The organism is Azospirillum sp. A29 (assembly GCF_042604625.1).
GTDB classification, from domain to species: Bacteria; Pseudomonadota; Alphaproteobacteria; order Azospirillales; family Azospirillaceae; genus Azospirillum; species Azospirillum palustre.
In genome coordinates this window covers 988,611-1,013,982 of record NZ_CP170460.1, presented here as the reverse complement: position 1 = coordinate 1,013,982, position 25,372 = coordinate 988,611, and the positions used below count along the sequence as shown (strand labels likewise).

Below are 25,372 nucleotides of genomic sequence, written 5' to 3'. Positions count from 1 at the left end.
GCGATGAGCAAGACCTCCGTGATGATCGACCGCCGCAGCATGCCGGTCAGCGCTTGGCCCGAGCAGGACCTCAGCTTGTGGCAAGCTGCCTGCGAAGCTGGCGGGCCGCTGGATGACGCCGGTGCCGCCGCCGACTGGGCACCGGCCACCCGTCGCAGCCGCGCCGCCAACTACGGCCGCTGGCTTACCTTCCTCGACCAGCAGGGTCTGCTGACGCCGGATGCCGCCCCTGGCGACCGCGTGACGCCGGACGTGGTGCGCCGCTACATCGACCTGTTGCGTCCGGCTCTGGCGCCGTTGTCCCTGTGGACTACCATCGACCAGCTCGCCGCCATCATGCCGGCCCTGGCCCCAGACGCCGATTGGGGGTGGCTGCGCCGCACCGCTGGTCGCCTGAAGCGGGGCGCCGCCAACCAGCGTCCGGTCTCGCCGCGCATCCGCAACTCCGCCGACCTCTACCAGCGCGCCCTCGCCGCCCTTGCCGGAATCGACGGCAAGCCCGAAACCCTGTCGTTCGCCCATGCCTCCGGCTTCCGCGACGCCCTGATGTTCGCCCTCACCATTGCACGGCCGATCCGCCGCCGCACGTTGGCCGGTTTGCGTGTCGGCCACCATCTCCGGCCGACCTCCGGTGGCTTTCTGATCCAGCTGGAACGCGAGGACCTCAAATGCGGCGGTCCGATGAGCTTCCCGCTGCCGACGAGCTTGGTGCCCCACATGGCGCGCTATCTCGACCACTATCGCCCGTGGCTGCTGCAAGGCCACGCCCATGATGCCCTGTGGATCACCCGCGAAGGGCTGCCGATGACCCTCAATGGCGTCTCCAGCCGCTTCGAGCGCGCCACTCCGGCCATCCTCGGCGAGCGGATCAACCCGCACCTGCTGCGCCACTGCGCCGCGACCAGCATCGCCCTCGACGACCCGCAGGGCGCTCGGTTGACGGCGGCGCTGCTCGGTCACAGCACGCTGCGAACCAGCGAGCGGCACTACACGATGGCCAAGGGGCTGGAAGCCAGTCGCCGCTATCAGACCACCCTCACCGACCACATCACCCGCCTGCGCCGCGCCGTTCGCGGCGAGCGCCCGTAGGAGTTCCATGATGCGTGCCGTCATCTACGCCCGCTACTCCAGCGACCAGCAACGCGAAGCCTCCATCGCCGACCAGATCGAGGTGTGCCGGCGTTATGCCGAGCGCCAGGGCTGGACTGTCGTCGACCATTACAGCGATGCCGCCCTCAGCGGCGCCAGCCGTCACCGTCCGGCCTTCCAGAAGCTGCTGCGTGAGGCCGGACAGCGCCGCTTCGACATCGTGCTGTGCGAGGCGATCGACCGCCTCGGCCGCCGCCTCGCCGACACTGCCGACCTTCAGGACCGTCTCGCCTTCCACGGCGTACGGCTGTTCACCCCGCAGCTCGGCGAAATCACCACCATTCATGTCGCCGTCATGGGCATGATGGCGCAGGTCGCCTTGAAAGACCTGGCGGACAAGACCCGCCGCGGTCAGCTCGGACGCGCGATGGCCGGCCGGATGCCGGGCGGCAAGGCCTTTGGCTATGACGTGCTGGAGGGTGACGCCGACGGTCGCGGCAAGCGGCGGATCAACCCGGCAGAAGCCGAGGTCGTCCAGCGCATCTTCCGCCTGTTCGCCGACGGTGCCAGCCCGCGCGCCATCGCCAAGCGCCTCAACGCCGACGGTGTGCCCGGTCCGGAGGGCCGGCTCTGGCAGGACACCACCATCCGCGGTCAGGTCGAGCGCGGGACCGGCATCCTCAACAACGCGATTTATGCCGGCCGGCTGGAATGGAACCGCTGCTCCTACGTCAAGGATCCGGAAACCGGCAAGCGGGTTGCGCGGCCCAACCCGCCGGAGGCATGGGAGGTGGTGGAGGTGCCGGAGCTGCGCATCGTAGATGCCGCATTGTGGGAGCGGGTGAAGGCCCGGCAGGCGTCGATCAGCTTCGAAATCACTCGCGATGACCAGGGCAACGCGCTGAACCGGGCGCACCGCCGCAAGTTCCTGCTGTCGGGGCTGCTGACCTGCGGGTGCTGCGGCGGCACCTACGCCATCATGGCCAAGGACCGCTATGGCTGCGCCGCCCACCGCAGCAAGGGGACCTGCACCAACGACCGCACGATCACCCGCTTCGACATCGAGCGGCGGGTCCTCATCGGGCTCAAGGAGCGCCTGCTGGCGCCCGAGCTGGTCCAGGAGTTCGTCGAAAGCTTCCGTGCCGGCGTCGAAGCGGCAACGGCCGACCGCGAAGCCAACCGCCGCACGCGCGAGCGCGAACTGGCGGCGGTCGAGCGCAAGATCGCCGGCATCCTCAAGGCGATCGAGGACGGGCTGTACCACGAGTCGATGAAGGAGCGCCTGACCATCCTGGAGGCGGACAAGGCCCGGCTACTCGCCGAGGCCGGGGAGCCCGACACGGACCTGCCGTCGGTCCTGCTGCATCCCCAACTGTCGGACCTCTACCGTCGCAAGGTGGAAGCGCTGGAGGCCGCTCTTGCTGGCGGCGACGACAGCGCCGAGGCGATGGAGATGGTGCGGATCATGATCGACCGCGTCGTCCTGACGCCCTCCCCGGCCAGAGCGGGGTTGGACGCAGACCTGCACGGCGAGCTGGCCGCCGTCCTGGCGGTCTGCGAGGGCGCCGCTCAGATGCGCAAAACCCAGACGCACGAACGCCCCGGCTCTTTCGAACCGGGGCGTCAACTGTCGGTGGTTGCGGGGGCAGGATTTGGCCTTTACCGAACACACTATCGACATGGACGTGAAGAACAAGTCGCCCAAGAAAATTCGGGCCAATGAGAATCGCCACCATGTCACTTGGTGGAAACTTCTTATGGTTGACATGCCAGCGCGTCGGCTGCAAATGCAGGAATGGTGCGCAGAGTGGAGATTACAGCAGCGATGTGCGGCTAACCGAAAATCGAGGTCGGGCCGCTTTCGAGCTCTAGAACATGTCGTCAGTTAAGCCATATGACAACCGATGCGAGATGAACGGCGGCCAGAAAAGTGCTGGCAAGCTTATCGTATTATGTAGCAATGGCGCGACGCCCTTCAACTTGTTGAAGAATCGCTCGACGAGATTGCGTTCCTCGTACAAGACGAAGTCGGTGTAGCGATACGGCACGGCGTCGACGAACAGGCGGTTGTCCTTCGCCGTCCTGCCGACATGGCCGGGACGTCCAGGCGGAAGATCCTGGATCCGCTCCCACTGGTCGTCGCGCAAAACATAGCGTCGCATCGGTCAACCCTTCTGTTAGCCGTCCTTGCTCTGTCGAAAGCCTCGCGGTCTGACGAAGTGATGCCCATCTGCCGGGTATCATGAAAAATCATCTGCTGTGCTTTGCGCGGCTGGCCCATGCTGTGGCGCGCCGCGCACTCCCCATACTTCTGAGCAAGTACGCCCGCCCTGCCTATCGGCCTTCCAGCCTGTTTGCCGCTCTGCTGGTGAAAGAGCATCTCCGTCTGAACTATCGCGGCTTGGAGGACCTGCTGCGGATCTCAGGTCAACTTCGCCGCCTGTTCGGCTTCCTGAGCGTCCCCGACCACTCCACCTTCTGGTGGTTCGCCCGCCGCTGGCTCAGTGCCGAACTGGTGGCGTCGGCTTTGGTGGAGACCGTGCGCCGGGTCAAACGCGATGGACAGCGGTGACAGGTTGCCCTGGACAGCACAGGGCTCTGGCTCAGCCATACCTCACGGTATTTTGAGTGGCGGGCCAAACGCGAGCGCGGTCAGCGCGGATGGCTGAAGTGGGCGTTGGCTATGTGGGTAGGCCCACAAATGCTTTTGGCGCAACGTGTTCGTCCAGGACCAGCGGGCGATTTCCCCGATCTCGTCCCGCTGGCGACTGACGCCTCTGCGGTGATGGCCTTCGACGAAGTGATCGCGGACGCCGGGTACGACAGTGAGGCCAATCACCGCTTCTGCCGCGAGACGTTGGGTGTCCATTCCCTCATCCCGGCGAAGAAGCGGCGCTCGATCAAGGTCATCGCAACCACCCCATACCGGCAGGAGATGCACCGACTGCTCAATGACCCAGGGGATGCTGCCAGCAAGCGCGCTTACCGACAGCGCTGGAAGGTCGAAACCGTCATGTTTGTTGCGAAGCGGAGGTGGGGCGAGGCCCTATCCGCCCGCACCGACCTCACGCAACAGTCTCAAGCATTGCTCCGAGGCGTCGTCTACAACGTTAACCGCCTTGTTCTGCTTGGGATTTCCGCATGAGACTTTCGACAGAGCAAGCCGTCCTTCCATAAATCACGCATTTCTCCCGATGGGAATCCCTCAACTGACGACACGTCCTAGTGCGGTTCAGTTCCCCTTCAATCGGATACCACAACGAGCAAATCCTTGGTCTCGACACTCCATCCCTGCTCGATCACGATGCGCTCGACCGCACCGGAGCGATCGGCGCGCACGATGGTCTCCATCTTCATCGCTTCCAGCGACATCAGCGCGTCGCCGGCTTCGACCCGCTGGCCCGGCCGGATCAGGATCCCGGTGATCAGCCCAGGCATCGGCGCCCCGATATGGGCGGGGTTGCCGTTCTCTGCCTTGGGCCGTCCAGCCCGCGCCGGCGTTACCGAGCGATCCTGGACCTCGATCATGCGCGGCTGCCCGTTCAGTTCGAAGAACACGGCGCGCTGCCCGGCTTCATCGGCCTCCCCGATCGCCAGGTAACGCACCACCAGCGTCTTGCCCGGTTCCAGAGACAGTGACACCTCCTCGCCCCGCACCAGCCCATGGAAGAAAACCGGGGTGGGGAGCACACCGACGTCCCCATAAGCCGCGCGGTGCCCGGCGTAGTCGGTGAACACAGTCGGGTACATGAGGTATGAGGCGAGTTGGCGGTCGTCGACCGGATGGCCTGCCGCACGCTCCGCCGCGCCGCGCTCCGCCTCCAGGTCGGCCGGCGGGATCAGCGCACCGGGCCGGCCGGGCAGCGGCGTCCCGCCCTTCAACACCTTGCGCTGCAAAGCGTCCGGGAAGCCGCCCGGCGGCTGGCCTATCTCGCCGCGCATCAGCTGCACCACCGAATCGGGAAAGGCGATCTCCTTTGCCGGATCGAGCACATCCGCCTCGCCCAGCCCGCCGGTGACCATCACCAGCGCCATGTCGCCGACCACCTTCGACGTCGGCGTCACCTTGACGATGTCGCCGAACAGCCGATTCACCGCGGCGTAGGCCTCCACCACCTGATCCCAGCGCTCCTCCAGACCGAGCGCGCGCGCCTGTTCACGCAGGTTCGTGTACTGGCCGCCGGGCATTTCGTGCCGGTAGACCTCCGACGTACCGGCACGCACGTCACTCTCGAACGGCGCATAGCATCGCCGCACCTGCTCCCAATAATGGGACAGAGCCGTAATCGCCCGCCGGTCAAGGCCGGTATCGCGCGCCGTATGCTCAAGCGCCGCGGCGATGGAACCAAGGGGTGGCTGCGAGGTCAACCCTGACAGGCTGTCCATGGCGGCGTCCACCACGTCCACCCCGGCCTCCACCGCAGCCAGCACGCTGGCCGCGCCGGCGCCGGAGGTATCGTGGGTGTGGAAGTGGATGGGCAGCCCGACCTCCTCGCGCAGCGTGCGCACCAGCAGAGCGGCCGCCGCCGGCTTGCACAGGCCGGCCATGTCCTTGATGCCGAGGATGTGGGCGCCCGCCGCCTCCAGTTCCCTGGCGAGGGCCACGTAGTATTTCAGATCGTACTTCGGCCGGCACGGATCGAGCAGATCGCCAGTGTAGCAGAGGGCCGCCTCGCAGATCGCTCCGGTCCCGCGAACCGCGTCGATGGCGACGCGCATGTTCTCGACCCCGTTCAGGCTGTCGAAGACGCGGAATACGTCGACGCCGCCCGCCGCCGCCTGTTGGACGAAGTGGCGCACCACATTGTCCGGGTAGTTGGCGTAGCCAACCGCATTCGACGCGCGCAGCAGCATCTGCAGCAGCAGGTTCGGCATCGCCGCCCGCATGCCGGCGAGGCGCTCCCACGGGTCCTCCTTGAGGAAGCGCATGGCGACGTCGAAGGTGGCGCCGCCCCAGCACTCGACCGAGAACAGCTGCGGCAGCAGCCGGGCGTAGGCCGGCGCAGCGGCGAGCAGATCTTGGCTTCGAACCCGGGTGGCCAACAGCGACTGGTGGGCGTCGCGCATGGTGGTGTCGGTGATCAGCACCTTGCGCTGCTCGCGCACCCAGCGGGCCAGGGCGTCGGCCCCATCCAACTCCAGACGCTGCTTGAGGCCCGGCGGCGGCGCGTCCGCGGACACGGCGGGTGGCTTCGGCTGTGCCGGACGGGGAGCGGCTTTGCTCTTCAGCTCGGGATGGCCGTTGACCATCACCTCGGCGATGTAGGTCAGCAGCCGGGTGGCGCGGTCGCAATGCGGCGGGCTGCGGAAAAGCTCGGGCGTGAAGTCTATGAAACGCGTGGTGCAGGTGGCGGCGCGGAACTCCGGATGCGCGATCAGCGCCTGAAGGAAGGTGAGGTTGGTCGTCACGCCGCGGATACGGAACTCGCGCAGGGCCCGGTCCATGCGGGCGATCGCCTCGTCCGGTGTCGGCGCCCAGGCGACCACCTTTTCCAGCAGGCTGTCATAGTGCCGCGTGACCAGTGCCCCGGAATAGGCCGTGCCGCCATCCAGACGAATGCCGAAGCCGTTGGCGCCACGGTACAGGCTGATGCGGCCGTGGTCGGGGACGAAGGTGTTGTCCGGATCCTCGGTGGTGATGCGGCACTGGATGGCATGGCCCGACAGGGTGATGTCGCTCTGGGCCGGCACCCCGCTCCCGGCATCGCCGATGCGGGCGCCGGCGGCGATGCGGATCTGTGCCTTCACGAGGTCGATGCCGGTGACCGCTTCGGTGATGGTGTGCTCGACCTGGATGCGCGGGTTCACCTCGATGAAGTAGAAGGCGCCGGTGTCGGCGTCCATCAGGAACTCGACGGTGCCGGCGTTGCGGTAGCCGGCAGCGCGGGCAAGCGTGAGTGCGGCGTCGCACAGCGCGGCGCGCTCGACCGCCGTCAGATAGGCGGCCGGGGCGCGCTCGACGACCTTCTGGTTGCGGCGCTGGACGGAGCAGTCGCGCTCGAACAGGTGGACGAGCGTGCCGTGCGCATCGCCCAGAACCTGCACCTCGACGTGACGGGCGCGGCGGACGAGCTTCTCAAGGTAAAGCTCGCCGTTGCCGAAAGCGGCCTGGGCCTCGCGCCGGGCGGCGGCGACCAGATCCGGAAGATCCCCGGCCGTCTCGACGACGCGCATGCCACGGCCACCGCCGCCCCAACTTGCCTTCAGCATCAGGGGATAGCCGATCTCCGTGGCAAGGCGCGCCGCCCCGGCGACGTCGTCGGGCAGTGCGCCCGTTGCGGGCATGACGGGAACGCCGGCCGAGACGGCAAGGGTGCGCGCCGCCACCTTGTTGCCGAGCAGGCGCATGGTGTCGGCCGACGGACCGATGAAGGTGATGCCCGCCGCGGCGCAGGCGTCGGCGAAGTCCGGGTTCTCGGAAAGGAAGCCATAGCCGGGGTGGATGGCGTCGGCGCCGGTGCGGACGGCGGTGGCGATGATGGCGTCGATGTCGAGATACGCCTCGATGGGTCCCCTGCCCTCGCCGATCCGATAGCTCTCGTCCGCCTTGAAGCGGTGCAGTGAAAAACGGTCCTCGTATGCAAAGACGGCGACGGTCGGGATCCCGAGTTCGGTAGCCGCACGTAGCGCACGAATGGCGATCTCGCCCCGGTTGGCGACCAGAATTTTGCGAAAGGGGGAGGCATGCATCATGATATCCCGACCAAAAGAGAACATCCGGAAGCCGTCCGGACCTGACGGAGGGTTGGCGTCACCCCTACAGGGCGGCGTCCAGGGCCGGCATCGCCGTGAACAGGTCGGCGACGAGGCCATAGTCGGCGACCTGGAAGATCGGCGCCTCCTCGTCCTTGTTGATCGCGACGATGATCTTGCTGTCCTTCATCCCGGCCAGATGCTGGATGGCGCCGGAGATGCCGACGGCGATATAGAGATCCGGCGCCACGATCTTGCCGGTCTGGCCGACCTGATAGTCGTTCGGCACATACCCCGCATCCACTGCGGCGCGCGACGCACCGACCGCGGCGCCCAGCTTGTCGGCGACCGCTTCCAAAAGATGGAAGTTCTCGCCCGACTGCATGCCGCGTCCGCCGGAGATCACCACCCGCGCCGAGGTCAGCTCCGGCCGTTCGGACTTCGACAGCTCCGCCGACACGAAGCTGGACATCCCCGGATCGGCCGCGGCGGCCAGCGCCTCGACCGGCGCCGAACCGGTCGCCGCCACCGGATCGAAGGCGGTGCTGCGCACCGTGATGACCTTCACCGCATCCGCCGATCGCACCGTGGCGATGGCGTTGCCGGCGTAGATCGGCCGTTCGAACGTATCCGGTGACACCACCGCGGTGATTTCCGAAATCTGCGACACGTCCAGAAGCGCCGCCACGCGCGGCAGCACGTTCTTGCCCGTGGAGGTCGCCGCCGCCAGCACATGGCCGTACCCCGGCGCCAGGCTTGCCAGCAGTGCGGCCAGCGGCTCGGCCAGCGCATGCGCGTAGATTGCGTCCTCGGCCAGCAGCACCTTGGCGACGCCGTCGGCCCGGGCGGCGTCCTCGGCCGCGGCGCGGGCGCCTTGCCCGGCGACCAGGACGTGGACTTCGCCGCCGATCTTCCGGGCGGCGGCGATGACGGACAGCGTGGCGGTCTTGAGCGACGCGTTGTCGTGCTCGGCCAGGATCAGGATCGTCATGTCAGATCACCCGCGCTTCCGTCTTGAGCTTGTCCACGAGGTCGGCCACATCTGCCACCTTGATGCCGCCCTTGCGACTGGGCGGCTCGGTCACTTTGAGTGTCGTCAGACGCGGCACGACATCGACGCCGAGCGCGTCGGGCGTGAGCGTGTCGAGCGGCTTCTTCTTCGCCTTCATGATGTTCGGCAGCGAGGCGTAGCGCGGCTCGTTCAGGCGCAGGTCGGTGGTGATGACCGCCGGCAGCGTCAGTTCGATGGTCTCCAGACCGCCGTCGATCTCGCGGGTGACGGCGAGCTTGCTGTCGCTTGCGACGACCTTGGAGGCGAACGTGCCCTGCGGCCAACCCAGGAGGGCGGCCAGCATCTGGCCGGTCTGGTTGCAGTCGTCGTCGATCGCCTGCTTGCCCAGCAGCACCAGCTGTGGAGCCTCCCTATCGACCAGCACCTTGAGCAGTTTGGCGACGGCGAGCGGCTGCAGCTCGGCATCCGTCTGCACCAGGATGGCGCGGTCGGCACCCATCGCCAGAGCGGTGCGCAGCGTTTCCTGGGCACCGGCCGGACCGATGGAGACGGCGACCACCTCGGTGGCCTTGCCGGCTTCCTTCAGGCGGACAGCCTCTTCGACGGCGATCTCGTCGAAGGGGTTCATCGACATCTTGACGTTGGCCGTCTCCACGCCCGAACCGTCCGCCTTCACACGGACCTTCACATTGTAGTCGACCACCCGTTTGACGGGCACCAGCACCCTGCTCAACTCGCCATCCCTCCCTAATTCCGTATGGGTACGGCCGTGGCGTCGCGCATCTCCCTGCACGGCGACCGCCACGGCCCGTTGTCTCGTCACCGGCTCCGGCCGGAACTCCCGGCCCCTACTCCCCGGCCGCAGCGAGGATGAGCCTCGCCCTGCGCGCCACCGCTTCGTCGACCATGCGGCCGGAGACCACGCCGACGCCCTTGAGGCTTTCCTGCAGGATGTGACGGGCCTCTGCCACGGCCTCCGCACCCGGCGTCAGCGCTTCGTTGATGACGGCCACCTGCCTTGGATGGATGGCCGCCTTGCCTGCAAAGCCGAGGCGGATGGATGCATGCGTTTCGGCGCGCAGTCCGGGATCGTCGTCCAGCATGAAGTACGGTGAATCGATGGCGGCAAGCCCGCCAAGCGCCGCCGCCTGGACCACCCGGCTGCGCGCCAGCAGCAACGGCTCCCACGCGCAGTCCGCACCGAGATCGGCGGCGAAGTCGGCGGCCCCGAAGAACAGCGCATCGAGACGCGGCGTGGCCCGCGCCATGGCCTCGGCCTTCTCCACGCCTCCCGCGCTCTCGATCAAAGCGACCAGGCGGGCGGCCTTTCCCGCCTGGGTCAGCAGCTCGTCCAGCAAGCGCAGGATGTCGGGCGAGTCGGCCTTGGGAACGATGATCGCGTCAGGCCGCGCGCCGGAGTGCAGGAGGGCCAGCACGTCTTCGAGCCAGAACGCCGTGCCTGGAGCGTTGATGCGCAACGCACCGCCCGTATGGCCATCCGGCGTCCGGGACAGCCAGTCCATCGCCGCGGCCCGTGCCGCAGCCTTGTCGCCGGGCGCGACGGCATCCTCCAGGTCGATGATGACGACGTCGGCACCGGCCTCGGCCGCCCGATTGAAGCGCTCCGGCTTGGTGCCGGGCGTAAACAGCCAGCTGCGGCGGCGCATCACCCGGCCTCCAGCTCGGCCTGCATGGCGATCCGTCCGGCGGGATCGAGTGCCCACAGCGACGCCCCGCCCGCGGTCGGCGTGCCAAGGAGCGTAAAGGGCTGCACGTCGAACACCGGCCGTTGCGCACGGAACTGGAAGGCGGAGATCCGGGCGCCGGGGTTGTGACGCAGGAACAGGTCCATCAGCAGCGTGGCGATCAGCGGACCATGAACCACGAGCCCCGGGTATCCTTCGACCGCCTCGGCGTAATGTCGGTCATAGTGGATTCGATGGCCGTTGAAGGTCAGCGCCGAGAAACGGAACAGCAGCATGGGGTCGGGTTCGACGGTCCGCTCCCACACGGCCGACGGTGCCGGGTCGGCCGCGTCGGCGGATGGCGCGGCACCAGGAGCCGCGGCCTCGCGATAGACGATGTTCTGCACTTCGCGCAGCGCGGGACCGTCCTGAACGAAGACGTCGTGCGCAACCGTCACGAACAGCATGGGGCCCGACCGTCCCGTCTTGGGCTCCACGGAAAGGATTGTCGAGCGCCGGCGCAGGGCCTCGCCCTGGCGGATCGGTGCGAGAAACTCCAGGCGTCCGCCGGCGAACATGCGGCGCGGCAACGGCACCGGAGGCAGGAAGCCACCGCGGCGGGGATGGCCGTCGCGGTCGAGCATCCCCTGCATGGCTTTCGGCAGGAAATACAGCCAATGCCCGAGCGGCGGCACCTCGCCGGATCGCCAGGGCGGAGCCGCGTAATCCAGCGTGGCGGCCAGCGCCAGAAGCGGCGGCACCGCAGCGACGTCGAGGTTCTCCTCCTCGCGCCCGATCCAGTCCTTCAGGTTTTCCAAATTCATCATACCCATCCCTCGCGGGCGTCCCGGTCAGAACGACTTCGGCATCTGGAGCACGTGCGTGCCGACGTGGGACAGAATCAGGTTGGTGGAGATCGGCGCGATCTGATAGAGGCGCGTTTCACGGAACTTGCGCTCGATGTCGTATTCTTCCGCGAAGCCAAATCCGCCATGAGTCTGCAGGCACGTATCGGCGGCATGCCAGGAGGCCTCCGACGCCAGCAGCTTCGCCATGTTGGCTTCGGTACCGCACGGGATGCCGGCGTCGAACATGGACGAGGCCCTGTCGACCATCAACGCCGCGGCCTGCGTCTCCACGTAATTGCGTGCGATGGGAAACTGAACGCCCTGGTTGGCGCCGATGGGGCGGCCGAACACCTCCCTCTCGCGGGCATAGGTCGAAGCCCGGTCGATGAAGAAGCGGGCATCGCCGATGCATTCCGACGCGATCAGGATGCGTTCCGCGTTCATGCCGTCGAGGATGTAGCGGAAGCCCTTGCCCTCCTGGCCGATCAGGTTCTCCGCAGGGACCTCCAAATTGTCGAAGAACAGTTCGGTGGTGGCGTGATTGATCATGGTGCGGATCGGCCGGATGGTCAGGCCGTTGCCGACCGCCTGGCGCATATCGACCAGCAGAACACTCATGCCCTCCGCGGGCTTGGCCACCTGATCGCGAGGCGTGGTGCGCACCAGCAACAGCATCAGGTCGGAATGTTCGGCGCGCGAGATCCAGACCTTCTGGCCGTTGACGATGTATCTGTCGCCCTCCCGCTGGGCGAAGGTGCGGATGCGGGTGGTGTCGGTGCCGCTCGTCGGTTCGGTCACTCCGAACGCCTGGAGGCGGAGCGACCCATCGGCGATTCCCGGCAGATAGGCCTGCTTCTGGGTCGGCGTGCCGTGCCGCAGGAGGGTGCCCATCGTGTACATCTGGGCGTGGCAGGCGCCGCCGTTGCAGCCGCTGCGGTGGATTTCCTCGAGGATCGCGGTCGCCGCACCGAGGCCGAGGCCGGAGCCGCCGTATTCCTCGGGGATCAGCACCGAGAGAAAGCCCGCCTGGGTCAATGCCTGGACGAATTCGGTCGGGTAAGTGCGGTTCGCATCGAGCTTGCGCCAGTATTCGCCAGGGAAACCCGCGCACAAACGGCGGACAGACTCTCTGATTTCGGGAAAGGAATCCGCGTCCATTTCAATTCCATTAGTGTTGCGGGTCGATGTTCGGGGAATTAAACGGCGCTTGGACGATATCCGTCAAATGGGATGTCATCTATGCGGGCCATAGGGTCCCACTATGGCGGCTTGGCGGAAAACGCGGTGCGGCCGGTCGTCCCTGAAGGCGGGGAGGACCGTCATTTCAAGTCGTGCCTCCGCGTCACTCCGCGGCATGGCTCTACAGTCCCGGGTAGTTCGGTCCGCCGCCGCCCTCGGGGGTCACCCAGTCGATGTTCTGGGTGGGATCCTTGATGTCGCAGGTCTTGCAGTGGACGCAGTTCTGCGCGTTGATCCGCAGGCGCGGATCGCCGCCGTCCCCGCTGCCGACGATCTCGTACACCCCGGCCGGGCAGTAGCGGGTCTCCGGCGCGTCGTAGAGGGCCAGATTGACGCGGATCGGCGTCTCCGCGTCCTTCAGCGTCAGGTGCGGCGGCTGGTCTTCCTCGTGGTTGGTGTTCGACAGGTACACCGAGGACAGCCGGTCGAAGCTCACTTTGCTATCCGGCTTGGGATAGGTGATCGGCTGCGCGTCGCCGGCCTTCTTCAGCGTCGCATGGTCCGGGTGCTTGTGGTGCAGCGTCCACGGCGATCTGCCGCCGACGGCCGTCTCGTAGGCCGCGTTGGCGAGGCCGGCCCACAGGCCCTTCCGGAAGCCGGGCCGGATGTTGCGCGCCCGGTACAGCTCGTCCCACACCCAGGATCGCCTGAGCCGCGCTTGGTATTCGGTCACCTCGCGCCCGTCGCCGCCGCCGGTCAGGTGCTCGAACACCGCCTCCGCCGCGACGATGCCCGACTTCATGGCGGTGTGGTTGCCCTTGATCTTCGGCACGTTCAGGAAGCCGGCACCATCGCCGACGATCAGGCCGCCTGGAAAGGCCAGCTTCGGGATCGACTGGAAGCCGCCCTCGCTCAGCGCACGGGCACCGTAGGCCAGACGCCGGCCGCCCTCGAAGGTCGGACGGATCGCCGGATGCGTCTTGTAGCGCTGGAACTCTTCGAAGGGGCTCAGATGCGGGTTGGAATAGTCCAGCCCCACCACGAAACCGACCGACACCAGATTGTCCGACAGGTGGTACAGGAACGAACCGCCGTAGGTGTCGGGTGTCAACGGCCAGCCGATGCTGTGTTCGATCAGGCCCGGATTCGACTTGGCGGGGTCGATCTCCCACAGCTCCTTGATGCCAAGGCCGTAGGTCTGCGGATCGATGCCGTCGCGCAGGTTGAAGCGCGCCATCAGCGTCTTGGTCAGGCTGCCGCGGCAGCCTTCGGCGAAGACGGTCTGTTTGGCGTGCAGCTCGACGCCGGGGGTGTGGTTGCCGGTAGGCTCGCCGTCCTTGCCGATGCCCATGTCGCCGGTGGCGACCCCCTTCACCGCACCCCATGGATCATAGAGCACTTCCGCGCCGGCAAAGCCGGCGTAGATCTCGACGCCCAGCTGCTCCGCCTGCTGGCCGAGCCAGCGGCCGAGGTTGCCGAGCGAGATGATGAAGTTGCCGGCGTTGTGCATCTGCGGAGGGGTCGGCAGGCGGAACGCCTTGGCCTCGGTGAGGAAGAGGAAGCGGTCTTCCTTGGCCGGGGTGTCGAGCGGGGCGCCCTTGTCGCGCCAGTCCGGGATCAGTTCGTCGAGCGCATGCGGCTCGAACACTGCGCCGGAGAGCAGGTGCGCTCCCACCTCCGAGCCCTTTTCGATGACGCAGACCGACAGCTCCTTTCCGCTGTCCTGCGCCAATTGCTTCAGACGGATGGCCGCGGACAGGCCGGACGGACCCGCGCCCACGACAAGCACGTCGAATTCCAAGCTTTCGCGTCCACTCATGTGCATTTCCATCGAGGAGGCGCAATGGGCCTCGAAAAAGAGGGGAGAGTGTTCGCATCACCCCGACCGAACGCCGCACTTCGCGGGGAACGCGCAGTGCGGCGGGAGGTTCTGACTGCCTTTCGCCGCGCGTCGAAGACGCCGCATCCCGCAAAATGCGATGGTTTGGAAAGGGAGCCGGGCGATGCACGCCCGGCTCAAGTCCCGCGCTCCGCCAGGAGGAAGAATGCGCAGAGCGCGGGAAACTGAGGACGATGTCGAAGAGGCATGCCGGAGAGGGGCGCGATCCCAACCTTCATCTTTTCGATGAAATCCGGGGAACGGACAGCGGCTCCAGCGCAAAGGTGCCCAGCCGCATCCAGGCCGTGTTGTATTGGACCGGTACGCGGGCCTCCCCGGTCCGGTCGAGCGCCACCGCCGCACGCAGCGGCCAGTAGGGATCCCGAAGCATTTCGCGGCCGAGATAGACCAGATCGGCCTGTTCTTCCCGGATGATGCCGTCGGCCTGGGATGGCTCCAGGATCATCCCGACCGCCGCCACCGGAATTCCGGCGCCGCTACGGACCGCCTCGGCACCCGGAACCTGATAACCGGGGCCGAAAGGGATGGCGGGACGCGGCACGTTCCCCCCGGACGACACGTCGATCAGATCGACCCCGTCCTCCTTGAGCCAGCGGGCAAGCTGCACCGTGTCACCGGTGCTCCATCCGCCATCGGTCCAATCGGTGTGGGACAGCCGGAAGGACAGCACCTTGCCGGCCGGCCAGACCGAGCGGACCGCCTGCGCCACCTCGCGGGTGATGCGGCACCGGTTTTCCAGAGTGCCGCCATACTCGTCCTCGCGCCGGTTGGACAGCGGTGAATTGAACGAGTGAAGCAGATAGCCGTGGGCCGCATGAACCTCCAGCCAGTCGTAGCCGGCCGCGTCGGCCCTCCGGGCCGCGGCGGCGAACGCCTCCACGACCCGCCGGATCTCTTCGCCGGTCATGGCGCGCGGGGCGGCATAGCCGTCGTCGAACGCCAGCGGGCTGGCGCCCTCCAGCGGCCATGCCCCCTCCTCCTCCGTAAGGGGGCGGCCCTGCTGCTCGCGCGGGTCGAGCTCCCAGGGCGGGAGCCGGGCGGCCTTGCGTCCGGCATGGGCGATCTGGATCCCGGCGGCGGCGCCCTGGCTTTTCAGGAAGCGGACGACGCGGGCATGTCCCTCGACATGCCCGTCGCGCCAGAGCCCCAGGTCGGATGGGGTGATGCGCCCCTCCGACAGCACAGCGGTTCCCTCCGTCAGCACCAGTCCGGCGCCGCCGGCCGCGCGGGAGCCGAGATGGACGAGGTGCCAGTCGTTCACCTCCCCGTCGACGGAGCTGTACTGGCACATCGGCGAAACGCCGATGCGGTTGCGCAACGTGACGCCGCGAAGGGTGATCGGGTCGAAAAGGCTGGGCATTTGAAGTCCTCGAAGTGCTCAGGCCGGGTTCTGCATGTCCCGCCGCCCTGCTATTTCCGATAATACTGCCATTCGAGCATCAGGCATCCCCGACGGGATGCGTAAGGGCCGTGCGGCGTGCCCGGCGGCCGGCAGGAATAGGCGGGCGCCTGGATGCCGCACTCGCCGGCCTCGCCGTCGAACTGCATGTCTCCCTCCAGCAGATAGACCTCCTCCCAGTAGTCGTGCACCAGGGTGGCGGACGTGGCGAATCCGGGCGCGAAGCGGACGATCCGCGTGCGCGCACCGGTCTTCGTCGTCTCGTCCAGGTCGTCGGAGAGGAGTTTCACCTGCAAGTCGGCCGGGTAGCCCTTCAGCGATTCCCAGCCCTCGGACAGGTCGAGCGCGGTCAGGTCTATGGGACGGCGCGGAGTGTTCATGCTGCTGGTCTCCGGAAAGCGATGTGCGCCGCTGCGCAAGGCCGGTTGCGTATGGCCTGCCGGGCAAGGGGCGCGGAGGGCAGCATTCCATCTTCGCCGTACCGAAGGAAGAGCCGGAGCCCGGCCGCTCCGGCCCCATAGGAAGCGGCTATCCCGGACATAGCCGATAGCCACACGGGGCCGCCCGGCCGCTCCGGCGATGCCTCAGGCCGTGGCTTCGCCGACGCTCAGGTAGCGGTTGCGCAGGGCCTCGTCGTCCAGCAGGGCCGATCCCCTGCCCTCCCACGCCACGGCCCCTTTTTCGATGATGTACTGCCGGTCGACCACCTTGCAGACCGCCTCGATCTCCTTGTCGACGACGATCATCGACATGCCGTCGGAGCGAAGCATGGCGAGGTTGGCCCATATTTCCTCGCGGATCAGCGGGGCCAGCCCCTCCGTCGCCTCGTCGAGGATCAGCAGCGACGGGTTGGTGACCAGCGCCCGTCCGATCGCCAGCATCTGCTGCTCGCCGCCGGACAGCAGGTTGCCGGGATTGCCCAACCGCTCGCGCAGGCGCGGGAAGACCTCCAGTACCCGATCGTAGGACCAGTTGCGCCCGGTATTCCGCGCGGGCGCCGGACGAGCCGCCATCAACAGGTTCTCGCGGACGGTCAAATTGGGAAAGATCCGGCGCCCCTCGGGAACCAGACCGACGCCGCGACTGGCGATCCGGTGGACCGGCATCGCGTCGATCCGCGCCCCGTCGAAGGCGATGGTTCCGCCACGCGGCGGACAAATGCCCATGATCGTGTTGATCGTGGTCGTCTTTCCCATCCCGTTGCGGCCGACGAGCGCAATCGCCTCCCCCTTCGCCAGCCGGAGCGAGAGTCCGTGCAGGATCCGGACGGCACCGTAGCCGGCCTGGACGTTCGACAATTCGAGAAGCATGCCGCCCCCTTAGAGTCCACCGGAGGCTCACCGAAGCATCCGGTGGACTCTGGTCGTTTGATTTTCCGTGCAATTCACGCTTCAGACGAGTCCGTCCGAACCGATCGCACTCTAATGCTGATGACCGAGATAGGCGGCCTGGACCGCCGGGTCGGCGCCGATCTCGGCCGGCGTGCCGGTGGCGATGACGCTGCCGCGCACCAGAACGCTCACCCGGTCGGCCAGCGAGAACACCGCATCCATGTCGTGTTCCACCATGACGATGGTGTAGCGGCCCTTGAGCGATTTCAGCAGTTGCACCAGCCGCTGGCTCTCGTCTCGTCCCATGCCGGCCATCGGCTCGTCGAGCAGGAGCAGCTTCGGCTCCATCGCCAGCGCGATGGCGATCTCCAGCTGGCGGCGGTCGCCGTGCGACAGGTGGGCCGCCTTGGTATGGGCCCGGCCGGCCAGATTGACCAGCCGCAGGCACTCCATCGCCGGTTCCTGCAGCGTGCGGTCGTCGTCGGCCCGCTTCCAGAAGCGGAAGCTGTGCCCCTGCCGCGCCTGGACCGCCAGCGCCACGTTCTGCAGCGCGGTGAAGCCGGCGACGATCGAGGTGATCTGGAACGACCGTGCGACCCCCAGCAGGGCCCGGCGATGCACCGGCTCCCGCGTGATCTCCACCCCATCGAACCGAATGGCGCCGGCGTCGGGCAGGATGCCGCCGTGCAGCTGGTTGATGAAGGTCGTCTTGCCCGCCCCGTTCGGACCGATCAGGGCATGCGTTTCATGCCGGCGGACGTCGAGCGACAGGTCGCGGGTCACTTGCAGCCCGCCGAACCGCTTGCCCAGCCCGACGACCTGCAGAATGGACTCAGTCATGGCCACGCCCTCCATCGCCGCTGCGCAAGGCGCCGATCAGGTTGGCGAGACCGTCGCGCAGGAACAGGACCAGCAGGATGATGATGATGCCGAAGGGAAGCTGCCAATGGATGGTCAGCGCCGATAGGACGAGTTCCAGCAGGAGGAACACCACGGCCCCCAGGGCCGGGCCCCAGACCGTCGCCATGCCGCCCAGCACGACCATGACGATCAGATCGCCGGATCGCACCCAGGACATCTCGGCCGGGCTGATGAACGTCTGCGACACGACCAGCAGGGCTCCCGCCAGTCCGGCAACCGCCCCGGCGATGACGAAGACCGCCAGACGATAGCTCAGCGGCGCGATGCCGACCGAGGATACGCGCCGGTCGTTGCCGGCGGCGGCACGGATCACCATGCCGAAGCGGCTGTCGGCGAGCCGCGTCCCCGCCACCAGCACGGCGAGCAGCACCGCCAGGCACAGGTAGAAGATCGTGGTCCGCCCGCCGAGCGCCATGCCGGCGACGTCGAGCGGCGCGAAGACCTGCAGCCCCTCCTCGCCGCCATACCGCTCCAGCGCGACGAAGAAGTAGAAGAACATCTGGTTGAAGGCGAGCGTGATCATGATGAAGTACGCGCCGGCCGTCCGCAGGGCGATCAGCCCGAAGACCGCGGCGGCCAGCCCGCTTCCCAGGACCGCCGCCGGCACCAGGACCAGCAGCTCGGTCGTGCCGTGCTCCGCCAGGATCGCCACGGTGTAGCCGCCGAGCCCGAACAGGGCGGCATGCATCAGGCTGACCAGCCCGGCCACGCCCAGGACGATGTTCAGCGAAACGGCGGCGATGGCGAACACCACCATGCGGGTGAACACGCGGATCAGGAACGGCTGGTCCAGCCCCTCCGCCAGCACCGGCACGAGAGCCAGAAGCCCGACCAGGACGATGACCGGCGCCAGGGGGCGCAGGGATTGCAGGCCGGACCAGGACGCCGACGGGCGGAATGTCGTCTGTTGAGGTTTGTCAAGCATGGCTCGGAAACAGGCCTCCCGGTCGCAGGGCGAGCAGGGTCGCCATGATGACGTAAATCGCCATGGACCCCAGGGCGGGGTGCAGCAGCACCCGGCCGAAGGTGTCGCCCAGGCCGATGAGCAGGGCCGCGACGAAGGCGCCTCGGATCGATCCCAGGCCGCCGACCACGACGACCACCAGCGCCAGGATCAGGATCGGTTCCCCCATGCCGACCTGGACCGCAAGGATCGGTCCGGCCATGACGCCGGCCAGACCGGCCAGGGCCGCGCCGGCGACGAACACCACGGAGAAGACGCGCGAGACATCGATGCCGAGCGCCGCCGCCATGGTCCGGTCGCTGGCTCCGGCGCGGACCCACATGCCGCCGCGGGTGTGGGTCACCAGCACATAGAGGACTCCGGCCATGACCAGCCCGACCGCCAGGACCACCAGCCGGAACACCGGATATTGCAGGTCGGGGAGCAGCGGCACCGATCCCGCCAGCAGGCCGGGCAACGGCATGGCCAGGGGCGTCGCTCCCCAGATCATGCGGACCAGCTCGTTCGCCGCCAGGATCAGCCCGAAGGTCGCCAGCGTCTGGTCCAGATGGCTGCGGCGATAGAAGTGCCTCAGCAGGACGCGGTCGACCGCGTAGCCGACCGCCGCGGCGGCCGGCACCGCGACCAGCACGGCCAGCAGGAAGTTTCCCGTCGCAGCCAGCACGCTCGCCGCCACGTAGGCGCCGATCATGTAGAGCGAGCCGTGGGCCAGATTGATCAGGTTCATGATGCCGAACACCAGCGTGAGCCCCGCCGACATCATGAAGAGCATCACGCCGAGCTGACAGCCGTTCAGCACCTGCTCGATGATCAGGTTGAGGGTCATGTCGCCGACCCCGACTTGATGGCCGGGAGATGGGCGACCGTTTCTGTATTTTGCATGTCTCCACCCTGTCTCATGGATTATTGCCGGAAGCCGACGGTCGGGTCCGGTGGAAGCGGCCCGCGCGGATGCGGATCGCGCCGTCGAAGGACGGCGCGGCGGCTGATCTTTCCGTGGGCATGGCGTCTTGAGGGGGCTTCCAGGAGATCGCACGATCCCGCAGCGAAGCGCCGACCTTCCGTTTTACCAACGAACTTTCTGCGGTGCAGAGGTCCGTAAGACCCGACTTGTTTGGAAGACTAACACCCGGCGGACGGGCGACCTAGGCCCCAGTCGGGCCGTCGGTCCATCCATAGGACGGGCCTATGCCGGATAAGGGTTGCAGGTGGGGATGCCGCCACCGGCAGTCGGGCGCGGTGCCGTCAGGCCGACGCCACCTGCTTGAGAAAGCCGTCCACCTGCACCCGCAGGGAATCCGCTTCGCCGGCCAGCGCCGTCGCGGCGGCAAGGACGCATCCGGCGATCCCGTCGGTACTCGCCATCGCAGCCGAGACCCCGCCGATGCTTTTGGAGGCGTCGCCCGTCCTCCCGGCCACCCGCTGCATTCCGGTCGCGATCTCGCGGATCGCGATGCCCTGCTTTTCCACGGCGTCCGACACCCCTTCGGTGATCGCGTCGATCCGGCCGATGATTTCGGTGATGGCCTGGATGGCCTGTGCCGAGTCCTGCGACGCCCTCTGCACCGACAGGATCCGGCCGGTGATGCTCTCCGTCGCCTGCGAGGTCTGGCTGGCGAGCTGCTTGACCTCTCCCGCGACCACGGCGAAACCGCGCCCCGCCTCCCCGGCCCGGGCCGCTTCGATGGTGGCGTTCAGCGCCAGCAGGTTCGTCTGCTCGGCGATGCCTTGGATCATCTGCACGATGGCTTCGATCTCCGACGCGGCCTGCGACAGCGCGGCCATTTTCCGGGTCGACTCCCTGGCTGCAGCGGTGGCTTCCGCCGTGATCCGGACCGAGCTGTCCATCTGCTGGCCGATCTCGCCGATCGAGGCCGACAGCTCCTCGGTCGCCGAGGCAACGGTCTCGACGTCGATGGTGACGCCGGAGGCCGCATCCGCGGCGCTCGACGCTTCCCCGGACGCCTGACCAGTCGTCTCGGACAGGCGCGACGCCGTGTCCTGCAAGCTCCGGGCGGAGGAGCCCACCGCCTCCACCACCCGATGGACGTTCCGGTCGAACGATGCGGCGAGCGTTTCCATCGCCGCGCGCCGCGCCATCCCCGCCTGTTCCCGGATGCCGTCCTGCTCCCGCTTCAGACGATCCATCTCCAGGATGTTGGCCCGGAAGACGTCGAGCGCCTCCGCCACGGTGCGCAGTTCGTCCCGCCTGTCATGGCCGGGCACGCTGTCGATCATCTCGCCCCGCGCCAGACAGCGCATGGCGGTGACGATCCCGGCCAGCGGGCCGGTGATCCCCCGCCCGATCCCCCAGGCGAGACCGCTCCCGATCACCAGGGCGAACGACACCCCCGCCGCGATCAGCCAGCCAGCTTCCCGCCGCCCCTGCTCCATCCGGTCAAGCCCGAGGCGGCGCAACCGCTCGGCCTGCGCGGTGACCTCTCCGGCACTGGCATACAGGCTGGCGGTCAGGCGCCGCTGCTCCGATTTGGCGGCGACGATCTTCCCGGCGCCGGCGCGGAGCTGCCCGATGTCGTTGCGGAGCCTGCCCAAATTCCGGCGGATGTCCGGGTCGGCGACACGGAAATAGATCTCCTCGGTGATCCCCAGCAGCAGCTCGGTCGATTGGTCGAGATCGGCGCTGTCGGTTCCGGTGGCGACCAGCGCCAGACCCTCGGCCTGCGCACGATTGCCGAGCCCGATCGTGGTGAGCGCGGCATCGCGGAGATCGGTGGCCTTGGTCAGCCGATCCTGCGCCTCCTCCATCTGGTCGCTCACGGTGTTGCGCTCCTCCAGAACCGCAGTCCTCAGCAGGCCCATGCGGTCCCGCACGAGCGCCAGCGCTCCGTCGAGCCCCCGCCCGTCGGCCGTGCGGAGCGCGGCATCGAGCACCTCTGTGTAGGCATCCAGCGCGGCGGCCAGCGCCACCGCCGCCGATCCCTCGCCCAGCCTTGCCCGCAGGGCCGTCACCGCGGCCCCGGTCCCGTCCAGAACCCAGCGCAACCGCTCCGCATCGGCAGGATCGACTGACTTCTTCCAGACGGCCTGCGCCCCTTGAAGTTCGGCAAGATCCTGGCCGAGCGCGCTCATCAGCTGATCGGCGACCGCGACCTTCGCCTGACGCTGCTTCACCTGGGCGAAGGCGGTCCGCGCTGCCGACACCTCCTTGGCCTGGGCATCGGCGACGGCGGTCGCCACCGTCTGCAATCCCCCGGTCACCTCGTTCAGGGAGCGGCTGATCTCCCGGATGGCGCCCTGCTGCGCGGCCTGCTCCTCGACGGCAGCCCTGAAGACTCCGACCGGTGCCTCGAGCACCGCCTGCTCGTCGGTGGCGATCTCCGACAGCCGGCCGACCAGGGCGATGTCCGCGAGCACCTGTCGGATCAGCCGCTCCACGTCTTTGCCGTCGTCCGGCGCCGCACCCCGCCCCGCCCTGTCGCCGGCGGCGACCATGGCGGCGGCATCCATCGCCAGTTGCTGTGCCGCCTGGGCGCCGGCGACATGCCGCGCGAAGGCCTCCAGACCCTGCCAGCCGGCGGCTGCGACGGCGGCCGTCAACAGCAGCAGGCCGAGGAAGCCGCCCATGATCCTGGTTCTGATGGACATTGAAAATCCCCGTTTGGCACGCGACGGCATCGTCCGCCGCCGGCCGTCACTGTCCGATGCGGGCCTTCAGCTCGTCGGGCAGGATCCGTTGCCGCTCCACCAGCTTTCCACCCTGGATCTGGCTGACGATCACGGGGATGAGCATCTGCTGCGCCGACCCGTAGTCCGCCTTCCCACCATAGGCGGCCGGCCCGTAGAAGGAGTCGAACACTACCTCGGGCAGCGCCGCCGCGACCTTGCGCGGATCGACGCTCTGCGCCTTTTCCATGCCGGCCTTGAGCGCCATCACGGCATTGTAGGCGCCGATCTCGATGGCGTTCAGGTTCTCGCCGAACGCCGCGCGGGCCTCCTCGTTGATCGCCTTCTGCTTGTCTGTCGCGAACGGCCCGTCGAAGGGAATGGCGGCGCCGACATAGACGCCGTTGGCCGCCTCGCCGCCGGTCTGGACGATGCCGTCGGTGCCCGATCCGGTGCCTTCGACCTTCACGCCGTCCCAGCCCAGCACCTTCAGCTCCCGGAGGATCGAGCCGCTCTCGCCGGGCGGCGAGGTTCCGAGGTCGACCGCATCCGGCTTCATGCCGGCGATCTTGGCGGCGATCGGCTGGAATTCGGTGGTTCCGCGCTCGTACCAGTCGCTCGACACCACCTTGACGCCCAGCGATTCCCAGACCTTGCGGTTGACCGGTTCGGAATCCTGTCCGGTCGCGTCGTTTGGATTGAGCAGCGCCACCGTCCTGATGCCGGGATTCTCGTTCTTCACATAGCCCAGCAGCGGCCCGAACAGTTCGTACGGCGTGTTCATCTGGGTGAAGGTCAGCGGGAAGTTCGGACCCTTGATGCTGGCGCCCCAGGCAACCGTGAACAGCAGGGCGCCGTTCCGTTCCGACAGCGACTGCAACGCCCGCACCGGCGCGGTTCCGATGCTCAACGCGATGAAGCGCACCCCGTCGCGGTTCAGCAGCGTCTGCGCCACCTTCGCCCCGTCGGCGGCGTTGTACTTGTTGTCGTAGGAAATGCATTCGAAGGCATAGGTCTTGCCGGCGACCTTGACTCCTCCCGCCGCGGCGACGTCCTGCGCCGCCCGCTTGCAGAGCCAATCCGCCGCCTTGCCCCAGACGGCCGCGGTACCGGACAACGGCACCGAGAGGCCGAGCCTGACCACCTCGTCCGCCGCCCGGCCGGTCCCGGCCGCCAAGGTGATCATGCCGCCGACGGCCAGAGCCAGCCTGACGCTTCCCTTCATGGTCCCTCTCCCTGATTTGAATTGTGGTGCCGGCAAAGCGCACCGTGTCGAGCCGGCAGGCCGCGTGCCTACCGGTCGCTGATCATGGGGCACCTGCAAATATCCTGGAAACTGTGCATTCCCCAGCCATGTATTGCCAGCGGGACAGCGCCAGTTTTTATCTATTTCTTCCATAGAAATTGGCTATGGCCCGAATTTCCTTCATTGCGATCACGCCGCTCATCCGGAGAATGCTTTCTCACCAAACAAACAGTTTGTCGGAATCGAAGGAAAATGGCTGAACAGGCGACACACTACATTTGGTCCGACCTGCCGTCGGAACATCTGCGCGGATCGATCACCCGGCGCTTCGTTACGAGCGGGACCGTGATGGTCGGCGAGGTGAAGTTCCGCAAGGGCGACACGGTGCCCCGCCATTCCCACCCGAACGAGCAATTCACCCACGTCGTCTCGGGCGCTTTGAAATTCACGTTCGGCGAAGCGGGGGAGCAGGAGATCGTCGTCGGTGCCGGCGGGATCGTGATGATCCCTTCCGACCTGCCTCACAGCGTCGAGGCCTTGGAGGACACGCTCGAATACGACATCTTCAACCCACCCCGGCAGGACTGGATCGATCCGGCCAGCGGCTTCCTGCGCGGCTGAACAGGGTTCTCCGGTTCGGGCCACAGGCCCGTCCCGGAGCAAGCCGGGAAGTCCGCCGCCTCAGCGGATCCCCTTCAGCATGCCGCCATCGACCTGCAGCGTCGTGCCGGTGACGTAGGAACTGCGTGGCGAGGCCAGGAACGCCACCACGTCGGCGATCTCTTCCGGTTGGCCGACACGGCCGAGCGGAATGTCCCGGCCCAGATCCTCCCACAGATCCTCCAGGCGGCTTCCGATTTTCGCGGCCGCCTTTTCCAGGCGCCCGGTATGCACCGGTCCCGGACAGACCGTATTGATGCGGATGTTGTCGGCGCCGAGTTCGATCGACGCGGTTTTGGCGTAGCCGATCACCCCCGCCCAGGTCGCGACGGACAGCCCATAGGTGGCGATCGGCTGGATGGCCGATATGGCGGTGATGTTGACCACACTGCCGCCGCCGCGCCGCCGCATCGACGGGACGAAGCCGCGGGTCATGCGGACGACGCTCATCAAATTCTGCTCGACCGCCACCGCCCATCGGGCATCGTCGAAGCCGAGCAGGCCGCCGACCGGTGGCGCGCCGTCATTGTTGACCAGCACGTCCGCTCCACCGTAATGGGCGAGGGATTGCGCGACGATGCGCTCGCAATCCTCGGCGCTGCGGATGTCGGCGGCGATGGGAAGGACCTCGGCGCCGGTCTGGCTGCGGATGCGGTCCGCCGCCTCCGCCAGCGCCGCCTCCTTGCGGGCGCTGATCGCCAGTTTCATCCCTTCACCGGCCAGCATGCGCGCGATGGCATAGCCGATGCCCTGGCTGGCGCCGTTCACGACGGCGACCTTCCCGGCCAACCGCAAGTCCATGATGCCTCCTGCCGGAAATG

21 protein-coding genes and 1 pseudogene are annotated in these 25,372 nt (G+C 67.5%); 5 read left to right on the top strand and 17 right to left on the bottom strand.

Annotated features, from left to right (window positions below; all coding sequences use genetic code 11):
* The first annotated feature begins 3 nt into the window (after window positions 1-3).
* Together ABNQ38_RS04450 and ABNQ38_RS04445 are read left to right on the top strand one after the other, a co-directional pair.
* On the top strand, window positions 4-1,089 hold the full coding sequence (locus ABNQ38_RS04450; protein WP_377805893.1) for a tyrosine-type recombinase/integrase: 1,086 nt from the start codon (window positions 4-6) through the stop codon (window positions 1,087-1,089).
* 7 nt (window positions 1,090-1,096) lie between these two features.
* On the top strand, window positions 1,097-2,812 hold the full coding sequence (locus ABNQ38_RS04445; RefSeq protein WP_377805892.1) for a recombinase family protein: 1,716 nt from the start codon (window positions 1,097-1,099) through the stop codon (window positions 2,810-2,812).
* A 158-nt stretch (window positions 2,813-2,970) separates the two neighbouring features.
* On the opposite strand, the pseudogene ABNQ38_RS04440 reads toward ABNQ38_RS04445, so the two are convergent.
* Window positions 2,971-3,251 (bottom strand): annotated as a pseudogene (locus tag ABNQ38_RS04440) (transposase).
* An 80-nt stretch (window positions 3,252-3,331) separates the two neighbouring features.
* Between ABNQ38_RS04440 and ABNQ38_RS04435 the strand changes: the two are divergent.
* Entirely contained in the window at window positions 3,332-3,661 is a 330-nt protein-coding gene (locus ABNQ38_RS04435) for a transposase (protein WP_377805891.1), read from the top strand.
* Window positions 3,662-3,670: 9 nt separating this feature from the next.
* Window positions 3,671-4,234 carry a transposase gene (locus ABNQ38_RS04430; protein WP_377806219.1) on the top strand — a complete coding sequence of 188 codons (564 nt, stop codon included), beginning with the start codon at window positions 3,671-3,673 and terminating at the stop codon, window positions 4,232-4,234.
* A gap of 98 nt (window positions 4,235-4,332) precedes the next feature.
* Here ABNQ38_RS04430 and ABNQ38_RS04425 read toward each other — a convergent pair whose 3' ends face one another.
* From ABNQ38_RS04425 to ABNQ38_RS04355, 15 genes are all read right to left on the bottom strand, one after another.
* Window positions 4,333-7,782 (bottom strand): pyruvate carboxylase, encoded by a 3,450-nt coding sequence (locus tag ABNQ38_RS04425; protein WP_377805890.1) that lies wholly within the window; start codon window positions 7,780-7,782, stop codon window positions 4,333-4,335.
* Window positions 7,783-7,846: 64 nt separating this feature from the next.
* Window positions 7,847-8,773 (bottom strand): electron transfer flavoprotein subunit alpha/FixB family protein, encoded by a 927-nt coding sequence (locus tag ABNQ38_RS04420; protein ID WP_377805889.1) that lies wholly within the window; start codon window positions 8,771-8,773, stop codon window positions 7,847-7,849.
* 1 nt (window position 8,774) lies between these two features.
* Window positions 8,775-9,527, bottom strand: a complete 753-nt coding sequence (locus ABNQ38_RS04415; RefSeq protein ID WP_377805888.1) for an electron transfer flavoprotein subunit beta/FixA family protein — start codon at window positions 9,525-9,527, stop codon at window positions 8,775-8,777.
* 115 nt (window positions 9,528-9,642) lie between these two features.
* Window positions 9,643-10,461: an aldolase/citrate lyase family protein gene (locus ABNQ38_RS04410; protein ID WP_377805887.1), complete on the bottom strand. Its 819-nt coding sequence runs from the start codon at window positions 10,459-10,461 to the stop codon at window positions 9,643-9,645.
* Window positions 10,461-11,306, bottom strand: a complete 846-nt coding sequence (locus tag ABNQ38_RS04405; RefSeq protein ID WP_377805886.1) for a MaoC family dehydratase N-terminal domain-containing protein — start codon at window positions 11,304-11,306, stop codon at window positions 10,461-10,463. The genes ABNQ38_RS04410 and ABNQ38_RS04405 overlap by 1 nt, the downstream gene beginning before the upstream one ends.
* Before the next feature lie 24 nt (window positions 11,307-11,330).
* Window positions 11,331-12,485, bottom strand: a complete 1,155-nt coding sequence (locus ABNQ38_RS04400) for an acyl-CoA dehydrogenase family protein (protein WP_377805885.1) — start codon at window positions 12,483-12,485, stop codon at window positions 11,331-11,333.
* 202 nt (window positions 12,486-12,687) lie between these two features.
* Window positions 12,688-14,325, bottom strand: coding sequence for an electron transfer flavoprotein-ubiquinone oxidoreductase (locus ABNQ38_RS04395; protein ID WP_377805884.1), 1,638 nt, complete (start codon window positions 14,323-14,325; stop codon window positions 12,688-12,690).
* 295 nt (window positions 14,326-14,620) lie between these two features.
* The gene (locus tag ABNQ38_RS04390; RefSeq protein WP_377805883.1) at window positions 14,621-15,766 is read right to left on the bottom strand and encodes an NADH:flavin oxidoreductase/NADH oxidase; all 1,146 of its coding nucleotides are present in this window, start codon (window positions 15,764-15,766) and stop codon (window positions 14,621-14,623) included.
* 50 nt (window positions 15,767-15,816) lie between these two features.
* Window positions 15,817-16,185, bottom strand: a complete 369-nt coding sequence (locus tag ABNQ38_RS04385; protein WP_377805881.1) for a cupin domain-containing protein — start codon at window positions 16,183-16,185, stop codon at window positions 15,817-15,819.
* A gap of 204 nt (window positions 16,186-16,389) precedes the next feature.
* On the bottom strand, window positions 16,390-17,115 hold the full coding sequence (locus ABNQ38_RS04380) for an ABC transporter ATP-binding protein (protein ID WP_377805880.1): 726 nt from the start codon (window positions 17,113-17,115) through the stop codon (window positions 16,390-16,392).
* Between the two features lie 111 nt (window positions 17,116-17,226).
* Window positions 17,227-17,976 (bottom strand): ABC transporter ATP-binding protein, encoded by a 750-nt coding sequence (locus ABNQ38_RS04375; protein WP_377805879.1) that lies wholly within the window; start codon window positions 17,974-17,976, stop codon window positions 17,227-17,229.
* A complete protein-coding gene (locus tag ABNQ38_RS04370; protein WP_377805878.1) occupies window positions 17,969-18,982 on the bottom strand; it encodes a branched-chain amino acid ABC transporter permease in 1,014 nt (337 codons plus the stop codon). Before ABNQ38_RS04370 ends, ABNQ38_RS04375 begins: the two co-directional genes overlap by 8 nt.
* Window positions 18,975-19,847, bottom strand: coding sequence for a branched-chain amino acid ABC transporter permease (locus ABNQ38_RS04365; protein ID WP_377805876.1), 873 nt, complete (start codon window positions 19,845-19,847; stop codon window positions 18,975-18,977). The genes ABNQ38_RS04370 and ABNQ38_RS04365 overlap by 8 nt, the downstream gene beginning before the upstream one ends.
* Before the next feature lie 419 nt (window positions 19,848-20,266).
* Window positions 20,267-22,627, bottom strand: a complete 2,361-nt coding sequence (locus ABNQ38_RS04360) for a methyl-accepting chemotaxis protein (protein ID WP_377805875.1) — start codon at window positions 22,625-22,627, stop codon at window positions 20,267-20,269.
* 46 nt (window positions 22,628-22,673) lie between these two features.
* On the bottom strand, window positions 22,674-23,870 hold the full coding sequence (locus ABNQ38_RS04355; RefSeq protein WP_377805874.1) for an ABC transporter substrate-binding protein: 1,197 nt from the start codon (window positions 23,868-23,870) through the stop codon (window positions 22,674-22,676).
* Between the two features lie 273 nt (window positions 23,871-24,143).
* Between ABNQ38_RS04355 and ABNQ38_RS04350 the strand changes: the two genes are divergently transcribed.
* Window positions 24,144-24,512: a cupin domain-containing protein gene (locus tag ABNQ38_RS04350; RefSeq protein WP_377805873.1), complete on the top strand. Its 369-nt coding sequence runs from the start codon at window positions 24,144-24,146 to the stop codon at window positions 24,510-24,512.
* 60 nt (window positions 24,513-24,572) lie between these two features.
* Here ABNQ38_RS04350 and ABNQ38_RS04345 read toward each other — a convergent pair whose 3' ends face one another.
* Entirely contained in the window at window positions 24,573-25,352 is a 780-nt protein-coding gene (locus ABNQ38_RS04345) for an SDR family oxidoreductase (RefSeq protein ID WP_377805872.1), read from the bottom strand.
* Window positions 25,353-25,372: the final 20 nt, after the last annotated feature.